Below are 14,127 nucleotides of genomic sequence, written 5' to 3'. Positions count from 1 at the left end.
CCACAGTCGAACTTGTCGAATTTGGCCCAAGGCCATTGCTGCACCCTGTGTATCATCCTGTCTCTTTTTTCCATGCGACCTTTCTCGATTCGCTGAGCTCAGTGGGCTACGTTTTTAGGCCACCTTCAGCGGTCAATGGAGTGACAGCTTATGCACGACACCCTCCAGCAGGTCTTTGGTTATCCACAGTTTCGTTTGGGCCAGGAAGAAACGGTCAGCGCCGTACTGGCGGGTCGTTCGGCTGCGGCCATTTTTCCTACGGGGTCGGGCAAGTCCCTGTGTTACCAACTGTCGGCGGTGTTGCTGCCGCACCTGACACTGGTGGTGTCGCCGCTGCTGGCCTTGATGCAGGACCAGTTGGGCTTCCTGCAACGCCACGGTATTTCGGCGGGCAGTATCGATTCGGCGCAAAGCCGCGAAGACGCCAATGACGTGATGGCCCGCGCACGTTCCGGCGAGCTGAAAATCCTGATGATCTCGGTGGAGCGCTTGAAAAACGAGCGTTTTCGCCACTTCCTGCACAGTGTGCAGATCTCGCTGCTGGTGGTGGATGAGGCGCACTGTATTTCCGAGTGGGGCCACAACTTCCGCCCGGATTATTTGAAGCTGCCGGACTACCAGCGCCAGTTCAAGATCCCACAAGCGCTGCTGCTGACGGCGACGGCCACGCCCAAGGTGATTGCCGACATGCAGGCCAAGTTCGCCATTGCGCCCGACGACGTGGTCACCACGGGCTTCTACCGGCCCAACCTCAACCTGTTGGTGGAGCCGGTCGCCGGTGCGGACAAACGTCGTCGCCTGGTGCAGTGGATGAGCGAGCGGGCCAACCAGCCCAGCATCGTCTACGTCACCTTGCAGAAAACCGCCGAGCAGATTGCCGAGCACCTGAACCGCAACGGCATCCAGGCCGAGGCGTATCACGCCGGCTTGCCCCACGACAGGCGTGAGGGCATCCAGCAGCGCTTCATGGGTGGGCGCTCCAATTGCATCGTCGCTACCATCGCGTTTGGCATGGGTATCGACAAGAGCGATATCCGCAATGTCGTGCATTTTGACCTGCCCAAATCCATCGAGAACTACAGCCAGGAAATCGGCCGCGCGGGGAGGGATGGGCAGCCCTCGGACTGCCTGGTGCTGGCCAACCGCGACAGCCTCAATGTGCTGGAAAACTTCGTGTATGGCGATACGCCGGAGCAGGACGGCATTCGGCGGGTGCTGGAAGAGTTGCAGGCAGCGCGCAGTGAAGGGCAATGGGAGTTCCTGCTGAGGTCGCTGTCGGACCACAGCAATATCCGCGAATTGCCGCTGAAGACGTTGCTGGTGCAACTGGAGCTCAAGGGCGTTATCGCGCCGCGCTACGCGTTTTATGCCGAGTACCGCTTCAAGTACCTGGTCGAGCCCGAGGCCCTGCTGGCGCGTTTTTCCGGCGAGCGCCAGCAGTTTGTCGCGGCGATCATCCAGGTGTGCAAACGCGCAAAAACCTGGGCGACCGTGGATTTCGACGCGCTTTACCAGCAACACAATGCTGAGCGCAGCCGGGTGGTGAAGGCCCTGGATTACTTCCAGGAACAAGGCCTGATCGAGTTGGAAAGCAAGCAGATGACCGAAGTCTACAGCCTGCTGGATACCGACTTTGATCCACAGGTGTTGAGCCTCGAGTTATACACAGGCTTCAAGCAGCACGAGGTGACGGAAGTGGCGCGGATTCACGCCATGCTTGATCTGTTCGCCACCGAACATTGCCTGGGGCAGCGGCTGGCGCATTACTTTGGTGATGAAAACGCACCGCTGCGCTGCGGGCACTGCTCCGTATGCTACGGCCACGTCGCGCATCTGCCGGCACCGCCGAGCCTGCCGCCGCTTGTGGATAAAAACTTCATGGGGCTGTGCGGTGATTTTATCCACAGGCATCATGAGCACACCGGCCAACTGCCAGGCGCTGAGCGACTGACACGTTTCCTGGGCGGTATCAGCGTGCCGTTGTTTACCAAGTTGAAGGCGCGCGGCATTCCTGGTTTTGCTGCGCTGGAGGACTATCCCTACGCCGATGTGCGTGAGTGGGCCCAAGTCCATTTGAATGACCTTTAACCCTACTTTCATGAGACGTGCCCATGCCTGACTCAATGCCGCAACGCGCCGATTACCGTCACTTCCAGCCGATCATCACGCGCTGGCACGACAACGATGTGTACGGCCATGTGAACAATGTCACCTACTACAGCTTCTTCGACACGGCGGTGAATACTTACCTGATCGAACAGGGTGGGTTGGATATTCATGACGGTGAGGTGGTGGGGTTTGTGGTGAGTTCGGCATGCGATTACTTCGCGTCGATTGCCTTTCCCGACCGCCTGGAAATCGGCCTGCGGGTGGGCAAGTTGGGCAACAGCTCAGTGCAGTACGAATTGGCGGTATTCAAGGCAGGCGAAGAGGAGGCCTGTGCGGCGGGGCGCTTTGTGCATGTGTTCGTGGATCGGGGGACGAACCAGCCGGTGACGATTCCGGGGATGTTGCGCGAGGCGTTGCAGCGGTTGGTGGTCTGACTTCGGCGTTGCAGCCACCACGGAACTCAATGTGGGAGGGGGCTTGCTCCCGATAGCGGTGGGTCAGCCAGTACACGGGTGGCTGATACTCTGCTATCGGGAGCAAGCCCCCTCCCACATTGGTTTTGCGCTGTTTTTTAGCGCTTAGCGGTGACGGTAGTGATGCTTGTTCTTGCGATGCCCGTAGGCATGGCCACGGCCGCGATGGTCATCGCGGTCATAACGGCGGTTATCACGACTACGACGATCATCATCATCGCTCTTGTTGCCCATGTAGTTGCCCAGCGCACCGCCCGCGCCACCGCCGGCCGCTGAACCGATCAGTGCACCGGTGCTGCCGCCGACACTGCGGCCCACCACGTTGCCGCCGGCTGCGCCCAGTGCGCCGCCAATGGCTGCTTCGCCGCGGCTGCGCTTATCGGCGCCGACTGCGCTACCGCCTGCGCCACCCAGGGCCGCGCCGATGGTCGAACCGGTGTTGCCGCCCAACTGCTGGCCGACAACCGAGCCAAGAACCCCGCCCAATGCGCCGCCCACACCGGCTTCGGTGGTGCCACCGGCCATGGCTGCGCCACTGACCAGGCCAAGGGACAACAAGAGAATCGAGGAGAACTTCATAGAGAGACCTCAAGAGGATGACGGCGCGATCCTGAGGCTGTATCGACATGGTTACAATAGAAATCCGACCAGTAACACGAGTTGTACACAATTCTCTAAGTTACTGTTTTAACTCGGGAACTTAAGTGATTTTTGCGAGTCTTTAGCTACTTCGGAACGGCCGCTTTTATGCAAAAGCGGCCTTTTTTGTGCCCGAAATGATCAGTCAGGCCGAACGCGCCATGATCAGCCCATTGTCACTGGCAGCTTCCAAACGTATCGCCACGAACTTCGACGTCGGTGTATGGCTGCCATCCCCAGTGCTTTCCAGCGGCACCAGCGGGTTCACTTCTGGGTAGTAAGCCGCAGCCTGCCCCGCCGGAATATCAAACGCCAACAAGGTGAAGCCCTTCACTCGACGCTCACGACCGTCTTCCCACAACGACACGATGTCGGCTTTCTGCCCCGGCTTGAAGCCCAGGCGGATGATGTCGGCTTCGTTGACGAACAGCACGTCACGCTGGCCTTTGACCCCGCGATAACGGTCGTCCAGGCCATAAATGGTGGTGTTGTACTGATCGTGGGAGCGCATCGACTGCATGATCAGGTCCGGTACGCGGCCAGTGGCGTGGGTACGCTCGTGGATCAGGTCCTTGGGCAGGATGTTCGGGCGGAAGTTGGCACGGCCCGAAGGGGTGTTCCAACGCCGTGCACCAGCGGAGTTGCCCAGGTAGAAACCACCAGGGTGTTTGAGGCGTTCGTTGAAGTCCTTGAAGCCTGGGATGGTATCGGCGATCAGGTCGCGAATGCGGCTGTAATCGGCCACCAACCAGTTCCAGTCCACCGGTGTGCTGCCCAAGGTCGCGGCGGCGATGCCGGCGAGGATGGCCGGTTCCGATTTCATCAACTTCGACAGCGGCTGCAGTTGGCCGTTGGAGTCGTGGACCATGCTGAACGAGTCTTCCACCGTCACGGCTTGCGGGCCTTCGGCCTGGATGTCGATGTCGGTGCGGCCCAGGCACGGCAGGATCAGCGCGTCTTTGCCGTGCATCAAGTGGCTGCGGTTGAGCTTGGTGCTGATCTGCACGGTCAGGTCGCAATTGCGCAACGCTTCGAAGGTGCGCGGGCTGTCCGGCGTGGCTTGGGCGAAGTTGCCGCCCAGGCCGATAAACACCTTGGAGCGGCCTTCGAGCATGGCGTGGATCGCTTCCACCACGTTGTGCCCGTTGGTGCGCGGTACCTGGAACTGGAAGCGCCGCTCCAGAGCGTCGAGGAACGCCACCGGTGGGCGCTCGTTGATACCCATGGTGCGGTCGCCCTGCACGTTACTGTGGCCACGCACCGGGCATAGGCCAGCGCCGGGGCGGCCGATGTTGCCGCGCAGCAGCATCAGGTTGGCGATTTCCTGGATAGTCGGCACCGAGTGGCGGTGCTGGGTGATACCCATCGCCCAGCACATGATCACGTTCTTGCCCTTGGCGTACATGCGCGCCGCTTGCTCGATCTCGACCAGGGGCAGGCCGCACTGCGCGACGATTTCATCCCAGGAGGTATCGTCGATCTGGCCCAGGTAATCGAGCACGTTGGCGGTGTGTTCATTGAGGAAATCGTGGTCGAACACGGCCTCCTTGCCTTCGGCCTGAGCCTGGCGCTCCCACAGCAGCAGGAACTTGGCCATGCCACGCAGGATCGCCATGTCGCCACCCAGGGCTGGGCGGAAGTACGCGGTGTTGGTCGGCTTGTCGCCGTTGGTGAGCATTTCCAGCGGGTGCTGCGGATGCTGGAAGCGTTCCAGGCCGCGCTCCTTGAGGGGGTTGATGCACACCACCTGGGCGCCACGTTTCACCGCTTCGCGCAGCGGTTCAAGCATACGAGGATGGTTGGTGCCGGGGTTCTGGCCCCAGACGAAAATCGCATCGGCATGTTCGAAGTCATCAAAGGTCACGGTGCCTTTGCCGACGCCCACGCTCTGCGCCAGGGCCACGCCGCTGGCCTCGTGGCACATGTTCGAGCAATCCGGGAAGTTGTTGGTGCCGTAGGCGCGCACGAACAGTTGGTACAGGTACGCCGCTTCGTTACTGGCACGGCCCGAGGTGTAGAACTCAGCCATGTCCGGGCTGGGCAGGGCGTTGAGGTGTTTGCCGACCAAGTCGAAGGCCGCTTCCCAGCTGATGGGGGTATAGCGGTCGGTTTCAGCGTCGTAGCGCATTGGCTCGGTCAGGCGGCCTTGGTACTCAAGCCAATAATCGCTTTGCTCCAGCAGGGCGGTGACGCTGTGCTTGGCGAAGAATGCCGCATCGACGCGGCGCTTGGTGGCTTCCCAGTTGACCGCCTTGGCGCCGTTTTCGCAGAACTTGACCATGCCGCTTTCCGGCGAGTCGCCCCAGGCGCAGCCCGGGCAGTCGAAGCCGCCGTTCTGGTTGGTCTTGAGCATCATGCGCAGGTTTTTCAGCGCGTTGTCGCTGGTCAACCACGCCTGTGCCACGCTGATCAGCGCCCCCCAGCCGCCAGCCGGGCCCTTGTAGGGCTTGTAGCGCGGGGTTGGGGTTTGGTCGGCTTGATGATGATTGCTCACGGCTGTTTCTCCATCGCAGGGCTGTAGACCCGCGGCGCACTTTTCTGCGGCAGGTGGATGAGATTGAGGTTATGCCGGCGGGCCCATTGCAGGGCCAGGCCGGTGGGCGACGACAGGCTGACCAGGGTCTGGATGCCCGCGCGCAGGACTTTCTGGATCAATTCGAGGCTGCAACGGCTGGTGACAATCGCCAGCCCGCCGTCGGTCGGGATCTGTTGGCGGATAAGTGCGCCGATCAACTTGTCGAGAGCGTTGTGCCGGCCGATGTCTTCACGGCCCATGAGCAATTCGCCCTGGTTATTCATGAACACGGCCGCATGCACCGCGCCGCTGTACTGGCCCAGGGGCTGGAACGCACTGATGCGCTGGCGCAGGCCGTCGAGCCACTCGGCAGGCGGCAAGGGCGCGCCGGGCAGCACTTGAAGGTCCGGCAGGGCCTGTTCCACTGCTTCCACTCCACACAGGCCGCAGCCGCTGGTGCCTGCCAGCTGGCGGCGCTGCTGCTTGAGGTTCCAGAACGCACGGCTGGAGATCTGCACCTGAGCGTATTGGGTCGAGCCCGAACCGCTGAGTTTCAGATCATAAATATCGCTGACGTCGGCGATAATGCCGCTGCCGATGCTGAACCCGACAATAAAGTCTTCCAGGTCCGTCGGCGTGACCAGCATGACCGCTTGGCTGATGTCGTTATAGGCAATCGCCAACGCCACTTCTTCCGCCAAGGCTGTGCTGGCGACTTCGGTGTGCTCAAGGTTGCAAAACTGGTAGCTCTGGCTGGCGACGGGCGCGGACATTTCCGGAGCAGGCGCCGCGCAGGCTGGGCGCTTGGCGTTCATGGGGCAGTACCACCGGCGGATTGATCAGTGTTTAGACTAGGCGCGACAAAGCGTCGCGTCTAATTGCCAGTACTGATCTACCGATAGATGACGTCGATCAAGACTCTGTTTGCGATTTCTGAAACAGCGCGAAACACGCCTCCGCCAGCGCCGAGCGAGGCGCGCTGCGCCGCATGATCAGGCCCAGGCGCGCCAGGGTGTGGGCGTCTTCGATAGGTTGCAGGCGCAAATGTTCGGTGAGGGCGTCCAGGCCGCCGTCCAGCGGCATGACTGCGCAGCACAGCCCGCCATGCACAGCTTGTAACAACTGATGCACGGCGTCGGTTTGTAACAGCGGCTGCGGGTGCAGGCCCCGGCTGTGGAAGTTGTGGTCGATGGACTGACGGAAGTGCATGCCACTGGTGAGCATGCCCAGGGGCAATTCGATCAATGCCTCCCAGCTCAGCGGCTTGTCGCCAAAACTGAAATAGCGCTGGTCGTAAAGCAGGCCCATGCGGGTTTCGCCGAGGGCCAGGGAGTCGAAGCGCTCGTTGTCCAGGCGGTCGAGGTAGGACACGCCCAGGTCCAGGCGATTGCTCGCCAACTGTTCGAGGATCTGCTCGGAACTGAGGGCCGAGAGCTCAAAGCGCAGGCTCGGATGCTCCTTGTGCAGTTGTTGCATCAACGCCAGTGGATCAAAGCTCGACAACGGCACCACCCCCAGGCGCAACGTACCCACCAGGTTGCCACGACAGGCGGCTGCTTCGGCCTGCAAACCGTCATAGGCCGCCAGCACCGTGCGTGCCCAGGCCAGTACCCGTTCGCCAGGGGCGGTAAAACCTTCGAAACGCTGGCCGCGATTGACCAGCGGCAAGTCCAGCTCTTCTTCAAGGCTGCGCAGACGCATCGACAGGGTGGGCTGGGTGATGTGGCAACGCGCCGCGGCCTGGCCGAAGTGACGGGTCTCGTCGAGGGCGATGAGGAATTTCAGCTGCTTGATGTCCATCTTCGCTCCAGGGCTTATTCCAATGGCGGGGGGATTCTAGCGCGTTTGGGTCTTTGGTCGGGCTGGAACCCAAGCGTTTAGGGTTGGTCTAGTCTTTGGCATCTGGAAATCAAACATCAAGGAGAGCGCACCATGAGTCTTTTGAGCTTTGTAAAGGAAGCCGGCGAGAAGTTGATTGATCTGTTGACGCCGGGTAATGCAAACGCCAGTGAGCAGTTGAAGGAACACGTGGCGAAGGTGGGTCTGGGTAATCCGAATGTGCAGACCACGGTGGATGGCGACAAAGTGACCGTAACCGGCGAAGTCGCGACCCAGGAAGAGAAAGAGAAGATTCTGCTGGCGCTGGGCAATATTGCCGGTGTGGCCAGTGTGGATGACCAGATCACCGTATCCGGCCCGGCGGTTGCCGCCGCCCGTTTCGTCGTGGTGAAAAAGGGCGACACCCTCAGCGCAATTTCCCTGACGGTGTATGGCAACGCCAACCTGTACAACAAGATCTTCGAGGCCAACAAGCCGCTGTTGTCCCATCCAGACAAGATTTACCCAGGGCAGACGCTGCGTATTCCTGAGTAATACACAAAGTAAAATGTGGGAGGGGGCTTGCTCCCGATAGCGGAGTGTCAGTCGACATCAAGGTGACTGATGCACCGCTATCGGGAGCAAGCCCCCTCCCACATTTGCTCAGAGCCCGACAATGAGATCGCGGTAATCCTCGACTGCCGCAAATTCCCCGGTGTCCTTCGGCCCTTTTTTGCTGTCCGGCTCTTTCACCGCCAACAAGTGCCCCACACCAAACGCCTGGGCACTGCGCAGGATCGGCAAGGTATCGTCGATAAACAGGCTGCGCGCCGGTTCGAACTGGATGTCGGCTTGCAGGGCATCCCAGAACTGTGGGTTTTCCTTGGCGAAACCATAGTCGTGGGAGCTGATCAATCGCTCGAAATACGGCGCCAGTTCAATGCGTTCCAACTTCAACGACAGCGAATCACGATGGGCGTTGGTGATCAGGATCACGCGCTTGCCGGCCTGTTTGATCGCCGTCAGGAAGGTGTCGGCATCCGGGCGCAGGGCGATCAGGTGGGCGGTTTCCAGCTTGAGTTCGCGTACCGGGATGTTCAGTTCCGCACTCCAGAAGTCCAGGCAATACCATTGCAACTGTCCGGCGTTACGCTCGAACAGAGGCTGCAACTCCATCTCGGCCATGGCCCGGCTCACCCCGTGCAACTCGGCGTAACGCTGGGGCAGGTGCTCCATCCAGAAGTGGTTGTCGTAATGCAGGTCGAGCAGGGTGCCGTCCATGTCCAGCAGGACAGTGTCGATGGCGTGCCAGGGCAAAGAGGGCATGGTGCGGTCTCATGTAAGTAAAGATATCCGACACAGACAATCGGAAAAGCCACGGTATAGTAACCCGATCACGCCAAGGAGCCGCTTATGCGCCAGAAACCCACCGTCCTCGCCCGCGAAATAGTCGCCAGTAGCCGTTTGTTCCGCGTGGAGGAAGTGCAATTGCGCTTTTCCAATGGCGTTGAACGGACCTACGAGCGCCTGGTAGGCCGCGGTGCCGGTTACGGCGCGGTGATGATTGTGGCGATGATCGACGAGGATCATGCGTTGCTGGTTGAGGAGTACTGCGGCGGCACTGATGAATATGAGCTGTCCTTGCCCAAGGGCCTGATCGAGCCGGGTGAAGACGTGCTGGCGGCGGCTGACCGTGAGCTCAAGGAAGAAGCCGGCTACGGCGCACGGCAGCTGGAGCACATTACCGAACTGTCGTTGTCCCCTGGCTACATGAGCCAGAAAATCCAGGTGGTGCTCGCCACCGAACTCTATGAAGAACGCCTGGAAGGCGATGAGCCCGAGCCGATGCGCGTGGAGCGGGTCAACCTGCGCGAGCTGTCGCAGCTTGCGCAAAACGAGCAATTCAGCGAAGGCCGCGCCCTGGCCGCGCTGTACCTGGTACGAGATTTGTTGATTCAGCGTGGAGCGTTTACCCCATGAGCGAACTGTTTTTAGGCCACCCGTATATCGCCCCTGTGATCGAGCTGGCTCGCCAGGCGGGTGAAGTGATCCTGCCGTATTGGCGCGCCGATGTGGCGGTGACCTCCAAGGCCGATGATTCGCCGGTCACGGCGGCCGACCTGGCCGCCCACCATCTGATTCTCGCAGGCCTTACCGCACTGGACCCGAGTATCCCGGTACTGTCTGAAGAAGACGCCGACATCGACCAGAGCGTACGTGCCGGCTGGCAGCGTTGGTGGCTGGTGGACCCGCTGGATGGCACCAAGGAATTTATCGCCGGCAGCGAAGAGTTCACCGTCAATATTGCCCTGGTCGAACAGGGCCGCGTGGTGTTCGGTGTGGTATCCATGCCCACCAGTGGCCGTTGCTACTTCGGGGGTGCCGGCCTGGGGGCGTGGCGCTCCGATGTGAACGAAGCGCCCAGGCAGATCCAGGTGCGCGAGGCGCCGGCAATGGGTGAGGCGTTTACCGTGGTTGCCAGCCGCCGGCATACCAGCCCCGAGCAGGAGCGTTTGCTGGATGGGTTGAGCGAAGGCTTGGGTGAGTTGAAGCTGGCGAATATCGGCAGTTCGTTGAAGTTCTGCCTGTTGGCTGAGGGCAGTGCCGATTGCTACCCGCGCCTGGCGCCGACTTCGCAGTGGGATACGGCGGCGGCGCAGGGCGTATTGGAAGGGGCGGGCGGCGAGGTGCTGGAGTTGAGTGGCGAGCCGTTCAGCTATCCGGCGCGGGCATCGTTGTTGAATCCGTTTTTCCTGGCGTTGCCGGCGAAGGCGGCGTGGCGTGAGCGCTTGCTGACCTTGGCCCGCTCTTAATACCTCAGCCGATCAAAATGTGGGAGCGGACTTGCCCCCTCCCACATTTTTTTTGTGTATTGGCTTCTAGCGGTGCAGGACGTATTGGCCGGTGAGCGTAACGGCCCGCTCTTCACTGCCCTCATTCACGATCCACGTGTCCAACGCCAGCCGCGCCCGGCCATAGCGCTTGTAGGTCGCTAAAAAGCGCTTCCACACCTTCTCCTCCGGCGCCGCGCAAAGGGCGGTCGCATCTTGCGTCACCGGCAGTGGATAGCTGATCTGCCCTTCCTGAATCACGATATGCCCGTCTTCAATCCCTTCCTCGCGCAGTTGCAGGTGCATCCAGCCCCAACCCGCCAGCACCGCACCGCAATAGAGGCTGCCGCCGAACATGGTGCTCTTGTGGTTGATATTGGCTTGCAGGGGCAGGTGCAGCCGCAGTTGCCCGTCTTGCCAGTCGAGCACCTTGAGGCCCATTTCGCGGGTCAGGGGGATGTCGTGGTGGAGGATGGATTCCAGGTAACGGCTGTCGCGGCTCATGGGGGCCTCTTGATGGGTGGGCAGGGTCATTCGTCATCAGCGCTTTGGTTGGCGAAGTTCAGGCCGTGTTTGCGCAGTTTGTCGTGCAAGGTCTTGCGCGGTACGCCGAGTGCTTCGGCGAGGCTGCGCATGGAGCTGTGGGGGCGGGTCAGTTCGGCGGCGATCAGGCTTTTTTCGAACTGCTCGACCTGCTCGCTCAAGCCGCCCGGCGTGGAAGTCAGCACGCTGCTGGCGGGACTGTCCGGCGTGTTGTCCAGCGCCAACTCCAGGCCCAAGGCAAAGCGCTCGGCGGCGTTCTGCAATTCGCGCACATTGCCCGGCCAATTGTGGCGTAACAGCAGCGCGCGTTGGCCCGGTTGCAACTCGTGCAACGGTAGGCCGTGGCGGCTGCTGGCTTCGTCGGCGAAGTGCTGGAACAGCATCAGCGCGTCTTCACCGCGCTCGCGCAGTGGCGGAATGCGCAATGGCGCGACGTTGAGGCGGTAATACAAGTCGGCACGGAAGCGGCCCTGGTCGGCGGCCTGGCGCAGGTCTTCCTTGGTGGCGGCGATGATGCGGATATCCAGCGGGATCAGCTGATTACCGCCGAGGCGCTCCACCACACGCTCCTGTAACAGGCGCAGCAGCTTGACCTGCACGTCCAGGCTCATGCTTTCGATTTCATCGAGGAACAACGTGCCGCCATTGGCGAATTCGAACTTGCCGATGCGGCGTTTTTGCGCGCCGGTAAAGGCGCCGGGCTCATGGCCGAACAGTTCACTTTCCACCACCGATTCGGCCAACGCCCCGGCGTTTATCGCCACAAACGGCCCGCTGCGCCGGCTCGACAGGTCGTGCAGCGCGCGGGCCACCACTTCCTTGCCAGCGCCGGTTTCACCGAGGATCAGCACATCGGCACGGGTCGCGGCCAGGGCGCCGATCTGCTCGCGCAGGCGCAGCATTTGCGGGGAGTGCCCAACAAGGCGCGTGCTCAACTGCTGGCGGTCACTGAGGGCCAGGCGCAGGCTGCGGTTGTCGAGTACCAATCGGCGCAGGGCCAGGGCGCGGCGCACGCTGTCGAGCAGGGCGTCGCTGGAGAAGGGTTTCTCGAGGAAGTCATAGGCACCCGCGCGCATGGCCTGCACCGCCAACGGCACGTCGCCGTGGCCGGTGATCAGCAGCACCGGCAGGTCCGGATCCTGGGCGTGCAGATCGGCCAGCAGCTCCAGGCCATCCATGCCGGGCATGCGGATATCGCTGACCACCACGCCCGGCCAATCCCGCGACAGGCGCGCGGTGAGGCCGGTGGCTTCGCCCAGGGTCAGGACTTTCAGCCCGGCCAGGTCCAGGGTCTGGCACAGGGCCTGACGCAAGTGTGGATCGTCGTCGATCAACACCACCTGAATCTGGTTATCGATACTCATACACTGCGGTCCTCGGACGGTTGCAGACTGACGCCCGGCGAGCCGGCGCGCAATTTCAAGGTTAACAGCGCGCCGCCTTCCTTGTGGTTGGCAAACAGCAGTTCGCCACCAAAGGCACGCATCAGGGTTTCACAGATCGCCAGGCCCAGGCCCAAGCCTTGGGTGCGCGTCTTGGTGGTGTAGAACGGTTCGCTGGCGCGGCCCAACGCTTCCATGCAAAAGCCTGGACCATTGTCGCGAATGTACAGGTTGACGCCCTGGGCGGTGGTTTCGGCACTCAGCCACAGTTTGCGCGGCGGGCCTTTTTCGGTGAGGGCGTCGAGGGCGTTGGCCAGCAGGTTGCCCAGTACCTGGCGCAGGCGGGTTTCGCCGGCCTGCACCCACAGGGTCGCTTCCGGCAAATCGCGGATCAGCTCGACTTCCATCGACCGCCGCCGCTTGGCCAGCAGCGCCAGCGCATCGTCCAGCGCCGGTTGCAGGGCCACGCTTTCCGGGGCATGGCGGTCGCGCCGGGCGAAGGCGCGCAGGTGCGCGATGATCGAGGCCATGCGCCCGGTCAGTTCGCTGATCAGCTTGAGATTGCCCCGGGCATCGCTGGTGCGCTCGTGGTCGAGCAGGATCTCGGCGTTTTCCGCATAGCTGCGAATCGCTGCCAGGGGTTGATTGAGTTCGTGGCTGATACTCGCCGACATGGTGCCCAGCGCCGACAGCTTGCCGGCCTGCACCAGGTCATCCTGGGCGCGCACCAGTTCCTGCTGGGCGTGTTCGCGCTCCAGCACTTCCTGTTTGAGGCGTCGGTTCAGGCCTTCCAGATCGCTGGTACGTTCGACCACACGCATTTCCAGCTCGCGGCGGGCCTTGGCTTCGAAGGCGATACGTTCCAGGTAGTGGCGACGGCGTTGCATCAACAGGCCCAGCAGCAGCATCAACACCAGCAATGTGGCGCCGCCCACGGCGACCACCGTGCGCACCGGGCGGCTGATCAAGGATTGTGGTGCAAGGATCTCCACATTCCAGCCGGTCTCGGCAATGGCGGTGGATTGGCGCAGCCATGCGCTGTTGCTCAGGGTCAGCGGCTGCGGGTCACGTGTGGGGTAGGGCTGGATGGCAATGATGGCCTGGCGCTCTTCGGCGGTCAGCGGCCGCGTGGCACGGAAGCGCCATTGTGGACGCGACGTGAGGATCACCACGCCGTTGTGGTCGGTGACCAGCAGTTGCTCGGGCGTGTTGCCCCACAGGCTTTCGGTGTGGTCCAGGTCGACCTTGACCACCAGGACGCCGATTATTTTGTCGCCATCGCGCACGGCGGCGGCGAAGAAATAGCCGCGCTTGGCCGAAGTGGTGCCCAGACCGAAAAACCGCCCCAGGCGCCCGGCCATGGCTTCGCTGAAATAGGGCCGGAACGAGAAGTTGCGCCCGACGAAACTGTCCTGCTTGTCCCAATTGGACGCGGCGAGGGTCTTGCCGGTGGTGTCCATCAGGTACATCACCTCGACCCCGGCCTGGGCGGCGACGTCCTTGAGCAGCAGGTTGGCGTTGACCAGGTTGGTGCTTACCTGTGGTGCATCCAGCACCGTGCGCAAGGCCGGCAAGTCGCCGAGAATCTGCGGCAGCACTTCATAGCGATGCAGGGTGCCCAGCAGGTTGGCGACGTACAGGTCGAGGGTCTGGCGGTTTTGCCCGGCCAGTTGGCTGCGATAGTAGCGCTCGGCCAAATGCTCCAGCGGCCACAGCAGCGGTGCCAGGCACAGGGCCAACAGGGCGAGGCTGCGCCAGCGGGGTCTTCGCGGAAGGGGTGGGGTCATGGGAGTCGTGCGCCTGTGGGTACAGGCGCA

At 61.9% G+C, this 14,127-nt stretch carries 13 protein-coding genes; 5 read left to right on the top strand and 8 right to left on the bottom strand.

Features of this window, described 5'->3' with window-relative positions; genetic code table 11:
* The first annotated feature begins 150 nt into the window (after positions 1-150).
* The gene (locus FBY10_RS10155) at positions 151-2,088 is read left to right on the top strand and encodes an ATP-dependent DNA helicase RecQ (protein WP_145335815.1); all 1,938 of its coding nucleotides are present in this window, start codon (positions 151-153) and stop codon (positions 2,086-2,088) included.
* Between the two features lie 23 nt (positions 2,089-2,111).
* A complete protein-coding gene (locus FBY10_RS10150; RefSeq protein WP_131696964.1) occupies positions 2,112-2,543 on the top strand; it encodes a thioesterase family protein in 432 nt (143 codons plus the stop codon).
* 144 nt (positions 2,544-2,687) lie between these two features.
* Here FBY10_RS10150 and FBY10_RS10145 read toward each other — a convergent pair whose 3' ends face one another.
* The 4 genes from FBY10_RS10145 to FBY10_RS10130 all read right to left on the bottom strand — a co-directional run bounded on the left by FBY10_RS10145 (position 2,688) and on the right by FBY10_RS10130 (position 7,536).
* A complete protein-coding gene (locus FBY10_RS10145) occupies positions 2,688-3,161 on the bottom strand; it encodes a glycine zipper domain-containing protein (protein ID WP_053140314.1) in 474 nt (157 codons plus the stop codon).
* 205 nt (positions 3,162-3,366) lie between these two features.
* Complete coding sequence (locus FBY10_RS10140; RefSeq protein WP_145335817.1) at positions 3,367-5,715, bottom strand: FdhF/YdeP family oxidoreductase; 2,349 nt, start codon at positions 5,713-5,715, stop codon at positions 3,367-3,369.
* The gene (fdhD, locus tag FBY10_RS10135) at positions 5,712-6,551 is read right to left on the bottom strand and encodes a formate dehydrogenase accessory sulfurtransferase FdhD (RefSeq protein ID WP_131696962.1); all 840 of its coding nucleotides are present in this window, start codon (positions 6,549-6,551) and stop codon (positions 5,712-5,714) included. The genes FBY10_RS10140 and fdhD overlap by 4 nt, the downstream gene beginning before the upstream one ends.
* 97 nt (positions 6,552-6,648) lie before the next feature.
* Positions 6,649-7,536 (bottom strand): LysR family transcriptional regulator, encoded by an 888-nt coding sequence (locus tag FBY10_RS10130; RefSeq protein WP_048725293.1) that lies wholly within the window; start codon positions 7,534-7,536, stop codon positions 6,649-6,651.
* 132 nt (positions 7,537-7,668) lie between these two features.
* Between FBY10_RS10130 and lysM the strand changes: the two genes are divergently transcribed.
* Positions 7,669-8,109: a peptidoglycan-binding protein LysM gene (lysM, locus tag FBY10_RS10125; RefSeq protein ID WP_053140321.1), complete on the top strand. Its 441-nt coding sequence runs from the start codon at positions 7,669-7,671 to the stop codon at positions 8,107-8,109.
* A gap of 108 nt (positions 8,110-8,217) precedes the next feature.
* Here lysM and yrfG read toward each other — a convergent pair whose 3' ends face one another.
* A complete protein-coding gene (yrfG, locus tag FBY10_RS10120) occupies positions 8,218-8,880 on the bottom strand; it encodes a GMP/IMP nucleotidase (protein ID WP_145335819.1) in 663 nt (220 codons plus the stop codon).
* An 87-nt stretch (positions 8,881-8,967) separates the two neighbouring features.
* Between yrfG and nudE the strand changes: the two genes are divergently transcribed.
* Together nudE and cysQ are read left to right on the top strand one after the other, a co-directional pair.
* The gene (nudE, locus tag FBY10_RS10115; protein ID WP_131696960.1) at positions 8,968-9,534 is read left to right on the top strand and encodes an ADP compounds hydrolase NudE; all 567 of its coding nucleotides are present in this window, start codon (positions 8,968-8,970) and stop codon (positions 9,532-9,534) included.
* A complete protein-coding gene (gene cysQ, locus FBY10_RS10110) occupies positions 9,531-10,367 on the top strand; it encodes a 3'(2'),5'-bisphosphate nucleotidase CysQ (protein WP_145335821.1) in 837 nt (278 codons plus the stop codon). The genes nudE and cysQ overlap by 4 nt, the downstream gene beginning before the upstream one ends.
* 66 nt (positions 10,368-10,433) lie before the next feature.
* Here the strand turns inward: cysQ and FBY10_RS10105 are convergent, their stop codons facing one another.
* Genes FBY10_RS10105 through FBY10_RS10095 form a run of 3 tightly spaced genes read right to left on the bottom strand, consistent with a single transcriptional unit; the run spans position 10,434 to position 14,097 of the window.
* Positions 10,434-10,889 (bottom strand): YiiD C-terminal domain-containing protein, encoded by a 456-nt coding sequence (locus tag FBY10_RS10105; RefSeq protein WP_145335823.1) that lies wholly within the window; start codon positions 10,887-10,889, stop codon positions 10,434-10,436.
* A 26-nt stretch (positions 10,890-10,915) separates the two neighbouring features.
* Positions 10,916-12,292 (bottom strand): sigma-54 dependent transcriptional regulator, encoded by a 1,377-nt coding sequence (locus FBY10_RS10100; RefSeq protein ID WP_145335824.1) that lies wholly within the window; start codon positions 12,290-12,292, stop codon positions 10,916-10,918.
* The gene (locus FBY10_RS10095) at positions 12,289-14,097 is read right to left on the bottom strand and encodes an ATP-binding protein (RefSeq protein ID WP_145335827.1); all 1,809 of its coding nucleotides are present in this window, start codon (positions 14,095-14,097) and stop codon (positions 12,289-12,291) included. The genes FBY10_RS10100 and FBY10_RS10095 overlap by 4 nt, the downstream gene beginning before the upstream one ends.
* Between the last annotated feature and the right edge of the window lie 30 nt (positions 14,098-14,127).

Origin of the sequence: Pseudomonas sp. SJZ103, from assembly GCF_007828335.1 — a bacterium.
Lineage (GTDB): Bacteria > Pseudomonadota > Gammaproteobacteria > Pseudomonadales > Pseudomonadaceae > Aquipseudomonas.
Note: the sequence above shows the minus strand (reverse complement) of the source record. Positions and strands in the feature narration are given on the sequence as shown.